This window comes from Aquamicrobium sp. (genome assembly GCF_023954335.1).
Classification (GTDB): Bacteria; Pseudomonadota; Alphaproteobacteria; order Rhizobiales; family Rhizobiaceae; genus Aerobium.
In genome coordinates this window covers 1,229,723-1,247,418 of sequence record NZ_JAMLIE010000001.1, presented here as the reverse complement: position 1 = coordinate 1,247,418, position 17,696 = coordinate 1,229,723, and the positions used below count along the sequence as shown (strand labels likewise).

General features: G+C 69.9%; 18 protein-coding genes. 13 read left to right on the top strand and 5 right to left on the bottom strand.

Annotation, left to right across the window (positions count from 1 at the left end):
- Positions 1-43: 43 nt before the first annotated feature.
- The 3 genes from M9945_RS06090 to M9945_RS06080 are packed head-to-tail and all read left to right on the top strand — an operon-like array spanning position 44 to position 2,251.
- The gene (locus M9945_RS06090) at positions 44-1,030 is read left to right on the top strand and encodes an ATP-binding cassette domain-containing protein (RefSeq protein ID WP_367943825.1); all 987 of its coding nucleotides are present in this window, start codon (positions 44-46) and stop codon (positions 1,028-1,030) included.
- Complete coding sequence (locus M9945_RS06085) at positions 1,020-1,841, top strand: metal ABC transporter permease (protein ID WP_367943824.1); 822 nt, start codon at positions 1,020-1,022, stop codon at positions 1,839-1,841. Before M9945_RS06090 ends, M9945_RS06085 begins: the two co-directional genes overlap by 11 nt.
- Entirely contained in the window at positions 1,838-2,251 is a 414-nt protein-coding gene (locus M9945_RS06080; RefSeq protein ID WP_367943823.1) for a Fur family transcriptional regulator, read from the top strand. Before M9945_RS06085 ends, M9945_RS06080 begins: the two co-directional genes overlap by 4 nt.
- Positions 2,252-2,259: 8 nt before the next feature.
- Here the strand turns inward: M9945_RS06080 and M9945_RS06075 are convergent, their stop codons facing one another.
- Complete coding sequence (locus tag M9945_RS06075) at positions 2,260-4,953, bottom strand: GNAT family N-acetyltransferase (protein WP_367943822.1); 2,694 nt, start codon at positions 4,951-4,953, stop codon at positions 2,260-2,262.
- A gap of 155 nt (positions 4,954-5,108) precedes the next feature.
- Here M9945_RS06075 and M9945_RS06070 point away from each other — a divergent pair, with 155 nt between their 5' ends.
- From M9945_RS06070 to M9945_RS06055, 4 genes are all read left to right on the top strand, one after another.
- The gene (locus M9945_RS06070) at positions 5,109-5,786 is read left to right on the top strand and encodes a CerR family C-terminal domain-containing protein (RefSeq protein ID WP_367943821.1); all 678 of its coding nucleotides are present in this window, start codon (positions 5,109-5,111) and stop codon (positions 5,784-5,786) included.
- Positions 5,783-6,727: an HlyD family secretion protein gene (locus tag M9945_RS06065; protein WP_367943820.1), complete on the top strand. Its 945-nt coding sequence runs from the start codon at positions 5,783-5,785 to the stop codon at positions 6,725-6,727. Before M9945_RS06070 ends, M9945_RS06065 begins: the two co-directional genes overlap by 4 nt.
- A 107-nt stretch (positions 6,728-6,834) precedes the next feature.
- Positions 6,835-7,767: an ABC transporter ATP-binding protein gene (locus M9945_RS06060; protein ID WP_367943819.1), complete on the top strand. Its 933-nt coding sequence runs from the start codon at positions 6,835-6,837 to the stop codon at positions 7,765-7,767.
- Entirely contained in the window at positions 7,764-8,900 is a 1,137-nt protein-coding gene (locus tag M9945_RS06055; RefSeq protein WP_367943818.1) for an ABC transporter permease, read from the top strand. Before M9945_RS06060 ends, M9945_RS06055 begins: the two co-directional genes overlap by 4 nt.
- A gap of 7 nt (positions 8,901-8,907) precedes the next feature.
- On the opposite strand, the gene upp is transcribed toward M9945_RS06055, so the two are convergent.
- Positions 8,908-9,537, bottom strand: coding sequence for a uracil phosphoribosyltransferase (gene upp / locus M9945_RS06050; protein WP_367931758.1), 630 nt, complete (start codon positions 9,535-9,537; stop codon positions 8,908-8,910).
- A gap of 212 nt (positions 9,538-9,749) precedes the next feature.
- On the opposite strand from upp, the gene ubiE reads away from it, so the two are divergent.
- The 6 genes from ubiE to M9945_RS06020 are packed head-to-tail and all read left to right on the top strand — an operon-like array spanning position 9,750 to position 14,498.
- Complete coding sequence (gene ubiE / locus M9945_RS06045) at positions 9,750-10,526, top strand: bifunctional demethylmenaquinone methyltransferase/2-methoxy-6-polyprenyl-1,4-benzoquinol methylase UbiE (RefSeq protein WP_367943817.1); 777 nt, start codon at positions 9,750-9,752, stop codon at positions 10,524-10,526.
- A gap of 13 nt (positions 10,527-10,539) precedes the next feature.
- Entirely contained in the window at positions 10,540-12,117 is a 1,578-nt protein-coding gene (gene ubiB, locus M9945_RS06040) for a 2-polyprenylphenol 6-hydroxylase (RefSeq protein WP_367943816.1), read from the top strand.
- A 35-nt stretch (positions 12,118-12,152) separates the two neighbouring features.
- Positions 12,153-13,406 (top strand): bifunctional phosphopantothenoylcysteine decarboxylase/phosphopantothenate--cysteine ligase CoaBC, encoded by a 1,254-nt coding sequence (coaBC, locus tag M9945_RS06035; RefSeq protein ID WP_367943815.1) that lies wholly within the window; start codon positions 12,153-12,155, stop codon positions 13,404-13,406.
- Positions 13,403-13,840: an acyl-CoA thioesterase gene (locus tag M9945_RS06030; RefSeq protein WP_367930155.1), complete on the top strand. Its 438-nt coding sequence runs from the start codon at positions 13,403-13,405 to the stop codon at positions 13,838-13,840. The genes coaBC and M9945_RS06030 overlap by 4 nt, the downstream gene beginning before the upstream one ends.
- The gene (locus tag M9945_RS06025; RefSeq protein ID WP_367930154.1) at positions 13,837-14,061 is read left to right on the top strand and encodes a SlyX family protein; all 225 of its coding nucleotides are present in this window, start codon (positions 13,837-13,839) and stop codon (positions 14,059-14,061) included. Before M9945_RS06030 ends, M9945_RS06025 begins: the two co-directional genes overlap by 4 nt.
- Before the next feature lie 17 nt (positions 14,062-14,078).
- Positions 14,079-14,498, top strand: a complete 420-nt coding sequence (locus M9945_RS06020; protein WP_367943814.1) for a hypothetical protein — start codon at positions 14,079-14,081, stop codon at positions 14,496-14,498.
- A gap of 9 nt (positions 14,499-14,507) precedes the next feature.
- Here the strand turns inward: M9945_RS06020 and msrA are convergent, their stop codons facing one another.
- The 3 genes from msrA to M9945_RS06005 all read right to left on the bottom strand — a co-directional run bounded on the left by msrA (position 14,508) and on the right by M9945_RS06005 (position 17,642).
- Positions 14,508-15,167 carry a peptide-methionine (S)-S-oxide reductase MsrA gene (msrA, locus tag M9945_RS06015; protein ID WP_367943813.1) on the bottom strand — a complete coding sequence of 220 codons (660 nt, stop codon included), beginning with the start codon at positions 15,165-15,167 and terminating at the stop codon, positions 14,508-14,510.
- Between the two features lie 61 nt (positions 15,168-15,228).
- Positions 15,229-15,549: a hypothetical protein gene (locus M9945_RS06010; RefSeq protein WP_367943812.1), complete on the bottom strand. Its 321-nt coding sequence runs from the start codon at positions 15,547-15,549 to the stop codon at positions 15,229-15,231.
- 83 nt (positions 15,550-15,632) lie between these two features.
- Positions 15,633-17,642 (bottom strand): glycosyltransferase family 2 protein, encoded by a 2,010-nt coding sequence (locus tag M9945_RS06005; RefSeq protein ID WP_367943811.1) that lies wholly within the window; start codon positions 17,640-17,642, stop codon positions 15,633-15,635.
- Positions 17,643-17,696: the final 54 nt, after the last annotated feature.

Here is a 17,696-nt window from a genome sequence, read left to right as displayed (position 1 = left end):
TAACGTATGCAATATGGGCGTGACAAGCCTCGACGGGATGAAAATGCAGGAATCTTCCGGCCAAGTCGACAAGACGGGCGTGAACCGCTCCCCTGCCGGCCAAGCGCGTCATGACCCGCCCGGCGGCGCGGGACGGCACGGCGTGCCCACGGCCGCGCGGGACGAGACGCTCGTGCGCATCGATGCGGCCGGGGTCCGGCGCGGCGGCCGCTGGCTGGTGCGCGGCGTCACCTTCGACATCAGGCGCGGCGAGATCGTGACGCTGATCGGCCCGAACGGCTCCGGCAAGAGCACGACGGCGCGCGCGGTGGTCGGCATCCTGCGGCCCGACGAGGGCGCGATCACGCGCCGCGCGGGCCTGCGCGTCGGCTACGTGCCGCAGAAGCTGGCCATCGACAACACGCTGCCGCTCACCGTGGCGCGGCTGATGACGCTGACGGCGCGCCATTCGGCGGCCGAGATCGCGGCGGCGCTGGAGGAGGTCGGCATTCCCCATCTTGCCGCATCGCCGGTGCAGTCGCTGTCCGGCGGCGAGTTCCAGCGGGCGCTGCTCGCGCGCGCCATGCTGCGCCGGCCGGACCTCCTCGTGCTCGACGAGCCGGTGCAGGGCGTCGACTACACCGGCGAGGCCGCGCTCTACGAGCTGATCGGCCGCATCCGCGACCGCACCGGCTGCGGCATCCTCCTGATCTCGCACGACCTCCACATCGTCATGTCGGCCACCGACACGGTGATCTGCCTCAACGGCCATGTCTGCTGCCGCGGCACGCCTCGCGCGGTGGCGGCCGACCCGGGCTACCGCCGGCTGTTCGGACACCGGGCGGCCGGCGCGCTCGCCGTCTACAGCCACGACCACGACCATACCCATCTGGAGGACGGCCGGGTGCTGCACAGCGACGGCTCGATCACCGACCATTGCCACCCCACCGACGGGCATCATCACGACAACCGCGATCACGGGCACAGCCACGATCACGGGCACAGCCATGATCATGGGCACGGGCAGGGAAAGGCCGGCGATGCTCGATGACTTCTTCTCGCGCGCGCTGCTCGCCGGCATCGGGCTGGCGCTGGTGACGGGCCCGCTTGGCTGCTTCGTGGTGTGGCGGCGCATGGCCTATTTCGGCGACACGATGGCGCATTCGGCGCTGCTCGGCATCGCGCTCGGCTTCCTCCTCGAGATCGACCTGACCGCCGGCGTCTTCGCCGTCGCCCTCCTCGTGTCGCTGGCGCTGATCGCGCTGGAGCGGCGGGGCGGGCTCTCGGCCGACGCGCTGCTCGGCATCCTGTCGCACTCGGCGCTGGCGCTCGGCCTCGTCGCGCTCGCCTTCATGACATGGGTGCGCGTCGACCTGATGGGCTTCCTGTTCGGCGACATCCTCGCCGTATCGCGCCTCGACGTCGCGCTGGTCTGGGGCGGCGGGGCGGCGGTCCTCGCGCTGCTGGCACTGCTGTGGCGGCCGCTGCTCGCCGCCTCGGTCGACGAGGAGCTGGCCGCGGCCGAAGGGCTCGCGCCCGCCCGCTCGCGCCTCGTCTTCATGCTGATGATGGCGCTCGTCGTCGCCATCGCCATGAAGATCGTCGGCGCGCTGCTCATCACCGCGCTGATGATCATTCCTGCCGCGACGGCCCGGCGCTTCGCCGCGACGCCCGAGGCGATGGCCGTCCTCGCCGCCCTCGTCGGGGCGCTGGCGGTCGCGGGCGGCCTCTACGGCTCGCTCGCCTTCGACACGCCGTCCGGCCCGTCGATCGTCGTCGCCGCGCTCGGCCTTTTCCTTCTCGGCCTGCCGGCCTACCCTGCCCTTTTCGGGCGCGCACCATCCGGGAGCGACAGATCATGACCGCGCACACCCACACGCACACCCATGACCTCACGCGCAACCAGTCGCTCGTCCTCGACGCGCTGACGCGGGCCGACGGGCCGCTGTCGGCCTACACCATTCTCGACCGGCTGCGCGAGGACGGGTTCCGCGCTCCGCTCCAGGTCTACCGCGCGCTCGACAAGCTGCTGGCCGCCGGTCTCGTCCACCGGCTGGAGACGCTGAACGCCTTTGTCGCCTGCGCCCATCCGCATTGCCACGCGCAGGGGCTGATCGCCTTCGCCATCTGCGAGGATTGCGGGCAGGTCGACGAGTTCTCCGACGAGGTGGTGCGCGAGCGCCTCGCCGCGTGGTCCGCGACCAAGGGCTTCAAGGCCGAGAAGACCATGATCGAGATCCGCGGCCACTGCGCGGCCTGCCTCGCGGCCTGAACCAAAGCCTATTTCAGAGTCAGCACCGCGAGCTCCAGCGTCGAATCGTCCGGATGGTCGTGGATGACGAAGCCGAGATCGCGGGCGAGGTCGATCATCTTGTCGTTCTCGTCGAACATGATGCCCTCGATGCGCGACAGGCCGTCGGCGCGGCCGTACTCGATCAAATGGCTCATAAGCGCCCAGCCGAGCCCCTGGCCCTGCCGGTCCGACCGCACGAGCAGGCCGAACTCGGCGCTTTCGTGGTTCGGGTCGGCCGACAGGCGCGCGATGCCGGCGAGCGCGCCGTCCGCGTCGAGCGCGACGAAGGCGATCTCGCGGTCGTAGTCGAGCTGGGTCAGCCGCTTCAGCATCTCGTCGGGGAACGCCTTGCGGTAGCCGAGGAAGCGCAGGCGGATATCGGACGGCGAGACGTGCTCGAGGAACTCCGGATAGAGCGCGATGTCGGCCGGGCGGATCGGCCGCAGCGTGTACTCCATGCCCCTGCCCGAACGAAAGGCCTTTTCCCAGCCGGCCGGATAGGGGCGGATGGCGAGGTCGGGGTTCGGCCCCTCCTCCTCGATGCGGGAAAGGTCGATCTCGATGCGCGCGTCGAGCGCCACCGCGCCTTCCGGCCCGGTCAAGAGCGGGTTGACGTCGATGCCGGCGATGCAGGGGAAGTCGATGACCATCTGCGACACGGCGTTGAGCGAGCGCAGGATCGCAGACCGGTCGGCCGGGGCGCGGTCGCGGAAGCCGGCGAGCAGCTTGCCGATGCGAGTGCGCTCGATCAGCTCCTCGCCCAGCACGTCGTCGAGCGGTGGCAGGCCGATGGCGGTGTCGTCCACCACCTCGACCGAGACGCCACCCGAGCCGAACATGACCACCGGGCCGAAGATCGGATCGCGCGAGACGCCGAGGATCAGCTCGTGCGCGTGCTTCATCTTCACCATCGGCTGCACGGCGTAGCCCTCGATGTCGGCGTCGGGGCGGACTTTCCGCACCCGCGCCTCGATGGCCTCGGCCGCCTCGCGCGCCGCCTTCGCCGTCTCGATGTTGAGCACCACGCCGCCGACGTCGGACTTGTGCGAGATGGCCTTGGACAGGAGCTTGACCACCACCGCGTCCCAGTCCTTAAGCAGATGCGCGGCGTGTTCCTTGGCCTCGGCCGGCGAGCCGGCGTTGAGGATCTGCGGCACGGTGACGTCATAGGCGGCGAGCACCGACTTCGCCTCCGGCTCGGTCAGGATGGTGCGGCCCTCCGCAGCCGCGCCGCGGAAGATCGCACGCACCTCGTCGATGCGCCCCGCGATGTCGGCGCTGCCGGAGGCGGGAACCTGGCTGAGCGCGGCCTGCGCCTTGCTCCAGCCGTCGAGATAGCCGATGGCACCGGCGGCTTCGGCCGGCGTCTCGAAGGTGGCGATGCCGGCCTCGCGCAGAACTTTCCGCGCCGGCTCGGCCGTGTGCTCGCCCAGCCAGCAGGCGAGGACCGGCTTGCCGCCGATCCGGCCCCCGTTCCCGACCTTGTCGACCACGGCGGCGACGCCCCTTGCCGCGTCCATCGGCGAGGCGAGGCCCGTCGGGCAGTTCAGCACCAGCACGGCATCGACGTTCCTGTCGGCGGCGACTGCCTTCAGCGCCGCGCCGTAGCGCTCGGCCGGGGCGTCGCCGATGATGTCCACCGGGTTGGCGTGCGACCAGGTCGGCGGCAGGCCTTTGTTCAACGTGGCGATCGTCTCGTTCGACAGCTCGGCCAGCGCGCCGCCGATGTCGATCAACTGGTCGACGGCCAGCACCCCGGCGCCGCCGCCATTGGTGACGATGCCGACGCGCACGCGGTTCAGCGGCGGGAAGCGGGCGACGATCTCGACCGCGTCGAACAGCTCGGCGAGGCCGTTGACGCGCAGGATGCCGGCACGGCGCAGCGCGGCGTCCACCACCCGGTCGGCGCCGGACAGCGCCCCGGTGTGAGTGGCCGCGGCCTTGGCCGCCTGCTCGTGGCGGCCGGGCTTGATGGCGATCACCGGCTTGATGCGCGAAGCGGCGCGCGCGGCCGACATGAACTTGCGCGGATGCGGCACGGATTCGAGATAGAGCATGATGGCGCGGGTCTTGCCGTCGCCGGCCAGCATGTCGATATAGTCGGCGACGTCGACATCGGCCATGTCGCCGAGCGAGACGATGTGCGAGAAGCCGATGCCACGCCCGGCGGCCCAGTCGATCAGCGAGGTGGCGATGGCGCCCGACTGCGACAGCAGCGCGATGTCGCCCGCCGCCGCCGCCATGTGGGCGAAGCCGGCATTGAGCTTCAGCGGCGGGATCATCAGGCCCACCGTGTTCGGCCCGAGGAGGCGCAGCGTGTGGGGCCTGGCCGCATCGAGCATCTTCTGGCGCAGGCCGTTCTTGTCGTTCAGGCCCGCGGTGATGACCACTGCAGCCTTGACGCCGCGCGCGCCGAGCTCGGCGACGACGCCGGGCACGGTGGGCGGCGGGGTGACGATCACGGCAAGGTCGGGCGCCTCGGGCAGGTCTGCGGCCGAGGCGTAGCAGGCGCGGCCCATCACTTCCCTGTATTTCGGGTTGACCGGATAGATCGCCCCCTCGAAGCCGCCTTCGATGATGTTCCGCAGCACCACGCCGCCGACCGAGCCTTCGCGGTCGGACGCGCCGATGACCGCGACCGAGCGCGGGCGGGACATGAATTCGAGATTGCGGATGGTCATGGCGTCACTCCGGCCTTTCCTCGGCGCCCCGGTTTCCGCGAGGGCCTCGATGCTTCGGTCGGGGCCGAATGTAGCGACTGGCGGCGGCGCATCAACCGGCAATTTCGCAGCGCAGCACGGTTGTATTTAATCATACGTTTGATTAAACTCTCTCCATGAGCGAAGACAACGATACCGATGCGGCGGGACGGTCCTCCGCCGAGAAGACCAGAGCGGCGCTGATCGAGGCCGGCCTGCGGCTGTTCGGGGAAAAGGGCTTCGCCGCCACCTCCACCCGCGAGATCGCGGCCGAGGCGAAGGCGAATATCGGCTCCATCGCTTATCATTTCGGCGGCAAGGGCGAGCTGCGCGATGCCTGCGCCGCCCATATCGTCGAGACGATCGCCCGGGTCGCCGACCCGGTGCTGGCGACGATGCCGCCTCCCACCGACCGGGCGGCGGCGGAAGCACAGCTCCGCATCGCCACGGAGCGGATGGCCGGCTTTCTCGTCGCCGCACCGGAAATGTCGAGCTTCGTCCAGTTCATCCTGCGCGAGATCCACCATCCGGGCCGCGCTTTCGACATCCTCTATGCCGGGCTGGTCGAGAAGGTCCATCGCCGGCTGTGCGCGGTCTGGGCCGTCGCCAGCGGCGACGACGCGGAAAGCGAAGCGACGAAGATCGCCGTCTTCACCATGATCGGCCAGACCGTCTATTTCCGCATCGCCCGCGAGGCCGTGCTGCGGCGCATGGGCTGGCGCGAGATCGGCGCGACCGAGGCCGGCCTCATCACCGCGACCGTGCTGGAGAACGCGCTGGCGGCGCTTGCCGCCCATCGGGAACGGAAACCATGAGCCTCCTTTGCGCCCTGCCCCTCGCCGCGACCTTCTTCGCCGCCTGCGCCGCGCCGCCGCCGCTTGCCGTCGGCTATGTCGAGGGCGATTTCGTCCTCGTCGCGCCGGTGGAGCCGGCCCGTATCGAGGCGCTGGCCGCGCGGCAGGGCGAGCGGGTGAGCGCCGGGCAGGACCTGGCGACGCTGGAGGCTGAGGACGCGCGCCACGCGGCCGAGGAAGCGAAGGCGGCACTGGCGCAGGCCGAGGCGCAGGCCGCCGATCTGAAGGAGGGCCGGCGGCCGGAGGAGATCGCCGTGCTGGAAGCCGCGCTGCGCTCGGCCGAAGCGCAGGAGGCCGAGGCGCGCCGCGTGCTGGAGCGCACCCGCGACCTCGCCCGGCGCAACGTCGCGACGCAAGCCGATCTGGAGCGCACCGAGACCGCGCTCGCCCTCGCCGCGGCCGCGACCGGCCAAGCCGAGGCCAACCTCGCCGTCGCCCGCCTGCCGGCGCGGGCGGAAGCGATCCGCGCCGCCGAAGGCCAGGTCGAGCGCGCCCGCGCCGCGCTGGCGCAGGCCGAATGGCGGCTCGGCCAGCGCACCGTCGCCGCCCCGGCGGCCGGGCGCATCGCCGAGGTGATCCGCCATCCGGGCGACATCGCCGGCCCGTCCGCGCCGATCCTGTCGCTGCTGCCGGACGGCGCGATCCGGCTCAAGCTCTACCTGCCCGAGCCGCAATTCTCGTCGGTTTCCGTCGGCGCGCTGCTCGCCGTCCAGTGCGACGGCTGCCCGCCGGGCCTGACGGCACGCGTGACCTATGCCTCGCCCGAGCCCGAATTCACCCCGCCCGTCATCTACTCGCTGGAGACGCGCCAGAAGCTCGTCCACCTGATCGAGGCCCGGCCGGAAGGGGACGCGGCGGCGTTGAAGCCGGGGCAGATCGTGGATGTGCGGGTGAGTGAGTAGTGAGTAGTGAGTAGTGAAATGTTGGAGATCGGAAGCGTGAAGCAATCTCTTTTCCCCTACTCACTACTCACTATTCCCTACTCACTCGCTCGCGAAGCGAGCGCACCATGACCGCCATCGACGTCACCGGCCTCGTCAAGCGGTTCGGCGACCGCACCGTGGTCGACCATGTGTCGATGAAGGTCGCGCGCGGGGAGATCGTCGGGTTCCTCGGCCCCAACGGCTCAGGGAAAACGACGACGATCCGCATCATGTGCGGGCTTCTGACCCCCGACGAGGGCGAGGGCACGGTGCTCGGCTTCGACCTGAGGAAGGAGGGGCGGCGCATCCGGCGCGAGGTCGGCTACATGACGCAGAAATTCTCGTTCTACGAGGACCTGACCATCGCCGAGAACCTCGAATTCGTCGCCCGCCTCTACGAGCTGAAGCCGGTCGCCGCCCACGTGACGCGCACGCTGGAGGAGCTCGGCCTGGCTTCCCGCCGCGGCCAGCTCGCCGGCACGCTGTCGGGCGGCTGGAAGCAGCGGCTGGCGCTCGCCGCCTGCGTCATGCACAAGCCGAAGCTCCTGCTGCTCGACGAGCCGACGGCCGGCGTCGACCCCAAGGCGCGGCGCGACTTCTGGGACGAGATCCACCACCTCGCCGCCGACGGGCTGACCGTGCTCGTCTCCACCCACTACATGGACGAGGCCGAACGCTGCCACCGCATCGGCTACATCGCCTACGGCAGGATGCTGGCGACGGGCACGGTGGAGGAGGTGATCCGGGATGCCGCCCTGTCGACCTTCGTGGTGCGCGGGCCGGATTTGCAGCGCCTCGCCGCCGAGGTCTCCGCGCTCCCCGGTGTCGAGCAGGCCGCGCCCTTCGGCACGACGCTGCATGTCGTCGGCTCGGACAGGGACCGTCTCGCCGCCTCGCTGGCGCCGCTGGCGGAAAGGCCCGGCATCAGCGTCGAGCCGGGCCAGACCAGCCTCGAGGACGTGTTCATCAAGTTCATGGGCGATGCCCAAGACAATATGGGCGGGGACAACATGCAATGAGCGGCGTCTTCTCCCTTGCCCGGCTCTGGGCGCTGCTCGCCAAGGAGTTCATCCAGATGCGGCGCGACCGCATCACCTTCGGCATGATGCTGGGCGTGCCGCTGATCCAGCTCCTCCTGTTCGGCTACGCCATCAACGCCGATCCGCGGCAGCTTCCCGCCGCGCTGGTCGTGACGAGCCAGGACCATTACACCCGCGCGGTGATCTCGGCGCTGGAGGCGACCGGCTACTACCGCTTCGACCATGTCGCGCAGAGCGGGACGCAAGCCGAATCGCTGATCGCGTCCGGCAAGGTCGCCTTCGTCGTCACCATCCCCTCCGACCTTGCCCGGCGCGTCGACCGGGGCGAGCGGCCGCGCATCCTGATCGAGGCCGACGCCTCGGACCCGTCCGCCTCCAGCGGCGCGATCTCGGCGCTCGGCACCGTGATCAACCAGGCGTTACTGCGCGAGCAGGGCATCGCCCGGCTTGCCGAGGAGGAGCGCGACAGCCGGCTCGATGTCGTGGTGCATCGCCGCTACAACCCGGAAGGCATCTCGCAATACAACATCGTGCCGGGCCTGCTCGGCGTCATCCTGCAGATGACCATGGTGATGATGACCTCGATCGCGCTGACGCGCGAGATCGAGCGCGGCACGATGGAGAACCTGCTCGCCATGCCGGCGAGCCCGTTCGAGATCATGCTGGGCAAGGTGCTGCCGGGGCTCGCGGTCGGCGCGGTGCAGACCGTTGTGGTGCTGGCGGCGGCGCGGCTTCTGTTCCACATCCCCTTCGCCGGCGATCCGCTGACGCTCGTCGCCGCCATCCTCGTCTTCGTGCTCGGGCTGGTGCTGCTCGGCTACCTGATATCGACCTTCGCGCGCACGCAGATGCAGGCGCTCCAGCTCACCTTCTTCTTCTTCCTGCCGTCGATCATGCTGTCGGGCTTCATGTTCCCGTTCCGCGGCATGCCGGACTGGGCGCAATGGATCGGCGAGTTCTTTCCGCTGACCCATTTCCTGCGCGTCGTGCGCGCGGTGATGCTGAAGGGCGCGGGCTTTACCGACATCGCCCTCGAGGCGTCGATCCTCGCCCTGTTCGTCCTCGCCTATGGCGCGCTGGCGCTCATGCGCTTCCGCAGCACGCTGGACTAGAACCGGCTTACTTGGTCCCGTACATGCGGTCGCCCGCGTCGCCGAGGCCGGGCACGATATAGCCCTTCTCGTTCAGCTTCTCGTCGATCGAGGCGGTGAAGACCGGCACGTCCGGGTGGGCGGCGGTGAAACGCGCGATGCCTTCCGGCGCGGCGAGCAGGCACACGAAGCGCAGGTTCGTCGCCCCGCGCTCCTTCAGCTTGTCGACCGCCGCGACCGCCGAATTGGCGGTGGCCAGCATCGGGTCGACGACGATGACCAGCCGATCCTCGAGGTCGCTCGGCGCCTTGAAGAAATATTCGACCGCCTCCAGCGTCTCGTGATCGCGGTAGAGGCCGACATGAGCGACGCGCGCCGCCGGCACCAGGTCGAGCATGCCGTCGAGCAGGCCGTTGCCGGCGCGCAGCACCGAGGCGAAGACCAGCTTCTTGCCTTCGAGCGTCGGCGCCTCGATGGTCTTGAGCGGCGTCTCGATCATCCGCGTCGTCAGCGCGAGCTCGCGCGTCACCTCGTAGCAGAGCAGCAGCGAAATCTCGCGCAGCAGCCGGCGGAAGCTCGCCGTCGAGGTCTCCTTGTCGCGCATGATGGTGAGCTTGTGCTGGACCAGCGGATGATCGACGACGGTTACGCCCTGCATCGTGTTGTTGCCTTTCCCTGCCTTTGCGCCCTTTTTTCCGGGGGCAATTCTAGCCGCACATCGCCGGGCGGGATACCTTGGCCGCCGGCCGAACCACAGTTTTCTGGCGGCGGCTTTCCCGTTAACCGGCGCGGCCGATCATCGCGGCTTCGGCAATGGCGCAGCCTTGATCAATCGTTTATGGTCCGGCCGGATTTCGCATGGATGATCATATGTCGGACGAACGCACGACCGCCGCGGGCGGGATGGAAACGGCCTACGGCTTCCGCAACGTGGCGGAAGGCGAGAAGCAGGGCCTCGTCAACGACGTGTTCCACAAGGTCGCCTCGCGCTACGACCTGATGAACGACCTGATGTCGGGCGGGCTGCATCGCCTCTGGAAGGACGCGATGGTCGCCTGGCTCAATCCGCCGAGGCGCGAGGGCTGGCGCGTGCTCGACGTCGCCGGCGGCACCGGCGACATCGCCTTCCGCATCGTCGAGGCCTCGCAGCGCAACGCCCACGCCACCGTGCTCGACATCAACGGCTCGATGCTGAAAGTCGGCGAGGAGCGGGCGCAGAAGCGCGGCCTTGGCGACAATGTCGATTTCGTCGAGGCGAACGCCGAGGAACTGCCCTTCCCCGACGGCACTTTCGACGCCTACACCATCGCCTTCGGCATCCGCAACGTGCCGCGCATCGACGTCGCGCTGTCGGAAGCCTATCGCGTGCTGAAGCCGGGCGGGCGGTTCCTCTGCCTCGAATTCTCCGAGGTCGAGATGCCGCTGCTCGACAAGGTCTACGAGGCGTGGTCGTTCAAGGCCATCCCCCAGATCGGCGCGATGGTGGCCGGCGACGGCGAGCCCTACCGCTACCTCGTCGAATCCATCGCCAAGTTCCCCAACCAGCGTAATTTCGGCGCGATGATCGAGCACGCCGGCTTCGGGCGGGTGACGTGGCGCAACTATTCCGGCGGCATCGCCGCGCTGCATTCGGGCTGGAAGCTGTGAGGTTTCCGGTTTCATGAGCACCGTTGCCGCCTGGTTCCGGCTGGCCCGCGCCGGCTGGATCATGACCCGTGAGGGCGTCGTCGCCGCGCTGCCTGGCGACCAGCTTTCCGGCCTGCCGCGGTTCGGCTGGCGTGTGGCGCGGCTGTTCACACGGCGCGGGGCCAAGGGCCGCCAGCGCGACCAGCGCCTCGCCAAGGCGGTGGACAGGCTGGGGCCGTCCTATGTCAAGCTCGGCCAGTTCCTCGCCACCCGCCCCGACGTGGTCGGCGCGGAGATCGCCGCCGATCTCGCCAACCTCCAGGACCGGATGGCGACCTTCCCGACGGCCGAGGCGGTCGCCGAGATCGAGGCATCGCTCGGCCGCCCCGTCGGCGATCTCTATGCGCGCTTCGACGCGCCGGTCGCCGCCGCCTCGATCGCGCAGGTGCATCCGGCTATCGCTCGGCAGGGCGACGGAACCGAGCGCATGGTCGCGGTCAAGGTCATCCGCCCCGGCGTGCGCCGGCGCTTCCACGCCGATCTCGAAAGCTATTTCCTCGCCGCCCGGCTTCAGGAGCGGTTCATCCCGGCGACGCGGCGGCTGCGCCCCGTCGAGGTGACGAAGACGCTGGCGCAGACCACGAAGATCGAGATGGACCTGCGGCTGGAAGCCGCCGCGCTCTCGGAGCTCGCCGAGAACACGAAGGACGATCCGGGCTTTCGCGTGCCGTGGGTCGACTGGGAGCGGACCGGGCGCGACGTCGTCACCATGGAGTGGATCGACGGCGTCAAGATGAACGACGTCGAGGGCCTGCGTGCCGCCGGCCACGACCTCGAGAAGCTCTCGGTGGCGCTGATCCAGTCCTTCCTGCGCCACACGCTGCGCGACGGCTTCTTCCACGCCGACATGCATCCCGGCAATTTGTTCGTCGAGGCGGACGGCACCATCGTCGCCGTCGATCTCGGCATATCGGGGCGGCTGGGCAAGAAGGAGCGGCGCTTCCTCGCCGAAATCCTCTACGGCTTCATCGTGCGCGACTATCGCCGCGTCGCCGAGGTGCATTTCGAGGCCGGCTACGTGCCGCGCGACCACGACATCGACGCCTTCGCGCAGGCGATCCGCGCCATCGGCGAGCCGATCCACGGCCAGCCGGCCGAGACCATCTCGATGGCGCGGCTCCTGACGCTGCTGTTCGAGGTGACGGAGCTGTTCGACATGCAGACGCGGCCCGAGCTGGTCCTGCTGCAGAAGACCATGGTGGTGGTCGAGGGCGTTGCGCGCACGCTCGATCCGGCCTTCAACATGTGGAGGACCTCCGAGCCGGTGGTCGGCGACTGGATCAGGCGCAATCTAGGCCCCCGCGGCATGCTGGAGGACGCGCGCGACGGCGTCCTCGCCCTCGCCTCGCTCGCCCGGCAGGCGCCGGAGCTGGCCGAGCGCGCCGAGCGCCTGTCGCGCGAGATCGACGCCATGGCCGAGCACGGGCTGCGCTTCGACGACGCGACTGCCGACCGGATTGGCCGGGCAGAGGCGCGCCGCACCCGCTCGGGACGCGTCGCGCTGTGGGTGATCGCGGCGACGCTGATCTGGATTGCATGGCAGATCGGCTGAAGTAATCTGGTCCGACCACGGAGGCAGGCCGGCGAATGACCCTTTCCGAAACGACCCTTTCCGACAGGCGCATCCTTCTCATCATCGGCGGCGGCATCGCCGCCTACAAGTGCCTCGACCTGATCCGCCGCCTGCGCGAGCGCGGGGCTTCGGTGCGCTGCGTGATGACGAAGGCGGCGCAGGAATTCGTCACGCCGCTCGCGGTCGGCGCGTTGTCGGCGACCCATGTGTTCACCGACCTCTTCGACCGTGAGGACGAACAGGATGTCGGCCATATCCGCCTGGCGCGCGAGGCGGAGGTGATCGTCGTCGCCCCCGCCACCGCCGACCTGATGGCGAAGATGGCGCACGGGCTCGCCGACGACCTCGCCTCGGCCGTGCTGCTCGCCTCGGACAAGCCGGTCCTCCTCGCGCCTGCGATGAACCCGCTGATGTGGCGCAACCCTGCGACGCGGCGCAACCGCGAGACGCTTGCGAAAGACGGCATCCGCTTCGTCGGGCCGAACAGCGGCGAGATGGCCGAAAGCGGCGAGGCCGGCGAAGGGCGCATGGCCGAGCCGCGGGAGATCGTCGCCGCCATCGAGGCGCTGCTCGACGTGGCTCCCAAGCCGCTGGCCGGCCGGCGCGTCGTCGTCACCTCCGGCCCGACGCATGAGCCGATCGACCCGGTGCGCTACATCGCCAACCGCTCGTCGGGCAAGCAGGGCCACGCCATCGCCGCGGCGCTGGCGAGGCTCGGCGCGGATGTGCGGCTCGTTTCCGGCCCGGTAAACATCCCTGACCCGGCCGGCGTTCTTGTTACCCGCGTCGAGAGCGCGCGGCAGATGCTCGAAGCGGCGGAGGCGGCGCTGCCCGCCGACGCCGGCGTGTTCGTCGCCGCGGTCGCCGACTGGCGCGCGGCGGGCGAGGCCGGGCAGAAGATCAAGAAGGAGCCCGGCAAGGGGCCGCCGGCATTACAGATGGTGGAGAACCCCGACATCCTCGCCACCATCGGCCACCACGCGAGGCGGCCGGGGCTGGTGATCGGCTTCGCGGCCGAGACGCAGGACATCGTCGACAACGCGCGCCGGAAGCTCGAGAAGAAGGGCGCGGACCTGATCGTCGCCAACGACGTGTCGCACGACAGCGGCATCAACGCGGGCGGCGTCATGGGCGGCGACAGGAATCGCGTCAGGATCGTCTCGCCCGGCGGGGTCGAGGACTGGCCGGAAATGGGCAAGGACGAGGTGGCGGAGCGGCTCGCGGCGCTGATCGCCGAAAAGCTCGCGGGCGGCGGGGAAGCGCGGTGAGCGAGCGCCCTGCCCCGTCCCCCCGCGCCGGCTACCGCGCCTTCCGCACCATCGCGACGCGCTGGATGGACAACGACATCTACGGCCACATGAACAACGTCGTTCACTATTCGCTGTTCGACACGGCGGTGAACGGCTGGCTGATCGAAAGCGGCGCGCTCGACATCCATGGCGGCGACCAGATCGGCCTCGTGGTCGAGACCGGCTGCCGCTATTTCTCCGAGATGGCGTTTCCGGACGTGGTGACGGCGGGCCTGCGCGTGGCGAGGCTCGGCGCGTCCTCGGTGCGCTACGAGGTCGGCCTGTTCCGCAACGACGAGACGCTGGCGGCGGCCGAAGGCTTCTTCGTCCATGTCTATGTCGACCGGGCGACGCGGCGGCCGAAGCCGTTGAACGCGGCGCTGCGCGCGGTTCTGGAGGGCGTCGCCGCATGAACGCGCCCGGGAATGAGCGGCTGGACGAGCGGCTGGTGGCGCTCGAGATCCGCTATGCCGAGCAGGAGCGGACGATCGCCGACCTGTCCGACCAGTTGACCGAGCAGTGGAAGACCATCGACCGGCTGCAAAAGAAACTCGACGCGCTGACCGAGCGTTTCCTCGCGCTGGAGGAGCAGGCCGCGCCGGAAACGCCGGTGACGAAGCCGCCCCACTGGTGAGGCGGCGGGAGGCGGGGATGACGATCAGGGACCGGATGGGACGCGCGGAAGACTATGTGCTCGGCCTGATGGACGAGACCGAGCGGATGCGCGCCGAGCGCGACATGGTCGTCGACCCCGAGTTCCGCGATTGCGTGCTGGAGCTGGCGCAGAAGCTGCAAAGGCTGCACGACATGAAGCGGCCGGACAAGTCGGCCGACGAGGCGTGGAACGAGATCGCCGCGCGCATCGCCGAACTGCCGCAGATGGCGGGGATGAGCCCGGAGCGCCTGCAGGCGCGGCAGGCGGCCCCGGCGCGGCCCGTCAGGCCGCGGATCGTCGCACGCCGGCCCGTCGGACGCGGCCTCGGCGAGACTGGCGGACGGCGCGGGCTCGTCGTCGCCTTCGGGGTCGTGGCCGTCTTCGTGATCGGCTATCTCGTCGGCTATTTGCGCTGAGCCTGCCGGTCAGCGCGCGGCCGGGACCACGCAGGCGACGCCGGTGCCCCTGAGGCCGCAATAGCCGCCCGGATTCTTGGCGAGATATTGCTGGTGCTCTTCCTCGGCGAAATAGAAGGCCGGGGCGGGAGCGATCTCCGTGGTCACGGCCCCACGCCCCGCGCCCGCCAGCGCCGCCTGATAGGCGGCAAGCGAGGCCTCGGCCTCTTCCCTCTGCGCGTCGGAGGTGGTGAAGATCACGGAGCGGTAGGTGGTGCCGACGTCGTTGCCCTGGCGCATGCCCTGCGTCGGGTCGTGGTTCTCCCAGAACACGCGCAAGAGCTCGCCATAGGACACCGTCGCGGGATCGAAGACGACGAGCACCGTCTCGGCATGGCCGGTCAGGCCCGTGCAGGTCTCGCGATAGGTCGGGTTCGGCGTGATGCCGCCCTGATACCCGGCGGCCGTGACCCAGACGCCCGGCACCTGCCAGTAGAGCCGCTCCACGCCCCAGAAGCAGCCCATGCCGAAATAGGCCGCCTCCATGCCGTCCGGATAGGGGCCGTGCAGCGGCCGGCCGGAAACGAAATGGCCGGCGGCGGTGGGAATGGGATGGCTTCGGCCCGGCAGCGCCTCTTCCGGCGTCGGCAGGCGCAGCTTGCTTGCGGGACCGTCGTTCAGGAAAAACATCGATGCTTTCCTTTCTGCCCGAAGGGCATGGTGGGCCTTTCTGCCCGAAGGGCGCTCCGGCCTAGGTGGCGAAGCGGTGGTCGCGGCGCTCGCGCCTACGGCCGGCAAGCGCCATGAGAAGCGCGAGGCCGCCGAACACCGCGAAGCCCGGCAGCGAAAGCAGCCACAGCAGGACCGGGTCCCAGACGAAGCCGGGCAGGTTCTCCGCGACCAGCGCCTCGAAGCCGGCAAGGCTTTGCCGCGACAGCGCCGCCCATGACGAGCCGAGCGGCGTCATGACGACGGCCCCGGCGGCGATGGAGCGCGTGGCGTCGAGCACCGCCATGATGACGGCGACCGCAAGAAGCACCATCGAAACGAGACGCAAGGCAGCTTTTATCATCGGGGCGCAATCGCCTTCTCTTCGCGGCGCGGGTCGTGCCGTCTCGTCTTCAGATAGGACCGGTCGGTGCGCTTGGCAATCGCCTATCGGCCCGGAGCGGCCGGGCGCGAGGCCCGGCGGTGCGGCGTCTTGCTCCAGTGATGCGGCCGGCGGTAGATTTCCCACAGCGCCGCCCACGCCGCCAGCGACAGCAGCAGCCAGTAGACGGGCGTCAGCGCCACGAAGACGAGCGGCCGCGGCTTCTCGATCCCGCTCAGCGTCACCAGCCCCAGGGCGATGAAGGCGGCATAGCCGATGACGACGTTGCCGAGCGCGACCGCGCCGATGGCGGCATCGCCCGGCGCGAATTCGCCCGCCATGGCGAGCTTCGCCACGCCGTAGAGGATCGAGCCGACGAAGACGGGGTGGAACAGAGCCGAGACGATCATGCCGAGCGAGGTGATCTGCACGGCGAGGAACGAGGCCGGACCGAGCTCGCGCCACAGCGAGGCGGGCTCGCGCATGTGGACCAGCCATGTCTGCATCCAGCCCTTGAACCAGCGGATGCGCTGCGGCAGCCACACGGCAAGCGTCTCGGGCGCGTCCTCCCATGTCGGGCGGGTGATGACGCCGGTGCGGTAGCCGTAGCGGGCGAGCCTGACGCCGAGCTCGGCGTCCTCGGTGACGTTGTAGGCGTCCCAGCCGCCGACCTCGTCGAGCGCGGCGCGGCGGAAATGGTTGGACGTGCCGCCGAGCGGCAGGGCGAGCCTGCGCCGCGCCAGCCACGGCAAGAGGCCGCGGAACAGCGCCGCATATTCGAACGAGAACATGGTCGACAGCGCGCTCGCCCCGCCATTGGCGACGGCGAGCGGCGCCTGCAGGCAGGCGACCTCCGGCGGCTCCTCGCAAAAGCGCTGCCATGCCTCGACGAGTTGCAGCGGGTCGGGCCGGTCCTCGGCGTCGTAGAGCGTGACGAACTCGCCGCTGCACAATGGCAGGGCATAGGCCAGCGCCTTTGGCTTGGTGCGCGGCAGCCCGGGCGGCACCAGCACGATCTCCATCGTCGGCGGCAGGCGGTAGCCGCGCAGCGCCGCCAGAGTCTCGTCGTCGTCGGCCTCGCAGACGAGCTTGATCTCCAGCCGGGCGCGCGGCCATTGCAGCCGGCCGAGCGCGGCGAGGAGCTGCGGCATCATCTCCTTCTCGCGATAGAGCGCGACCAGCACCGAATAGACCGGCTGGCGCGCGGGATCGGCGGGCGGCAGGGGACGGGGCCGCAGCCGCCCCGCCTCGACCCAGGCGAGAAGGCGCAGTACCACGCAGGCGGCGAAGCCCGCCGAAGCGATCAGATGCGCGGCGAGCGTGGTCGCGACCGGGGCGAGCCACAGGAGCACGAGGAAGGCGAAGACGGCCGCCACCGCGGTCGCGCCCTGCCAGGCGCTGACGACGGTGCGCGCCGAGAACTCCGGCGACTGGAGAAGAAGCCGATGCTGGGCGTCGAAGAGCAGGCGCCCGGTGCTTCGCTCAACGATGGCGGCGCGCAGCGCGGAGGGCGGCGCGATGCGGATGCCGGCGCGCAGATGCGGCGTGCCCGCCAGAAGGGCGCGGATCGCCGCCGGGTCGATGCCGGGATCGGCGATCAGGTGCGTCGTCGTCCCGTCGGCATTGCCCAGCATGGCGATCCGCAGGCCGTGCCTGTCGCGCAGCGAGGCCAGCCGCCTCGCCTGATCAGCCATGACGGATTCGGGATCGACGGCGTCCACGAAGCCGAGGCCGAGATCCGCGGCGATCGCCCGGTAGAGATCGGCTTCCGCCACCTCGCCCGACGCCAGCAATTCCTCCGCGAAGCGCGTTCCCATGGCCTCCGCCCGCACGGCGGCGCGGCGGGCCAGCGCCTCCGGAACGTCGGCCCGTGCGAGGATCGGCCGCCATTCGCGCAGCAAGCGCGCTTGCGGCGTCTCGCGGCCGCCGGCGGGGATCGCGCGGGCCGTCTCGGCGGCTGGAAAGGCATGCCGTGGCCGGATTTCCTTCGCCGTTCGTCCGAAGCCGGCATCCGCATTCAGGAAGCGCAGAGGGGGAAGGACGGGCTTTCCGTCATGGGACCCGGAGAGCGTCATCCGTCACCGCATGAAAACGGATGATAACAAGGGAGGAGCAGTCGGACGCCCTTG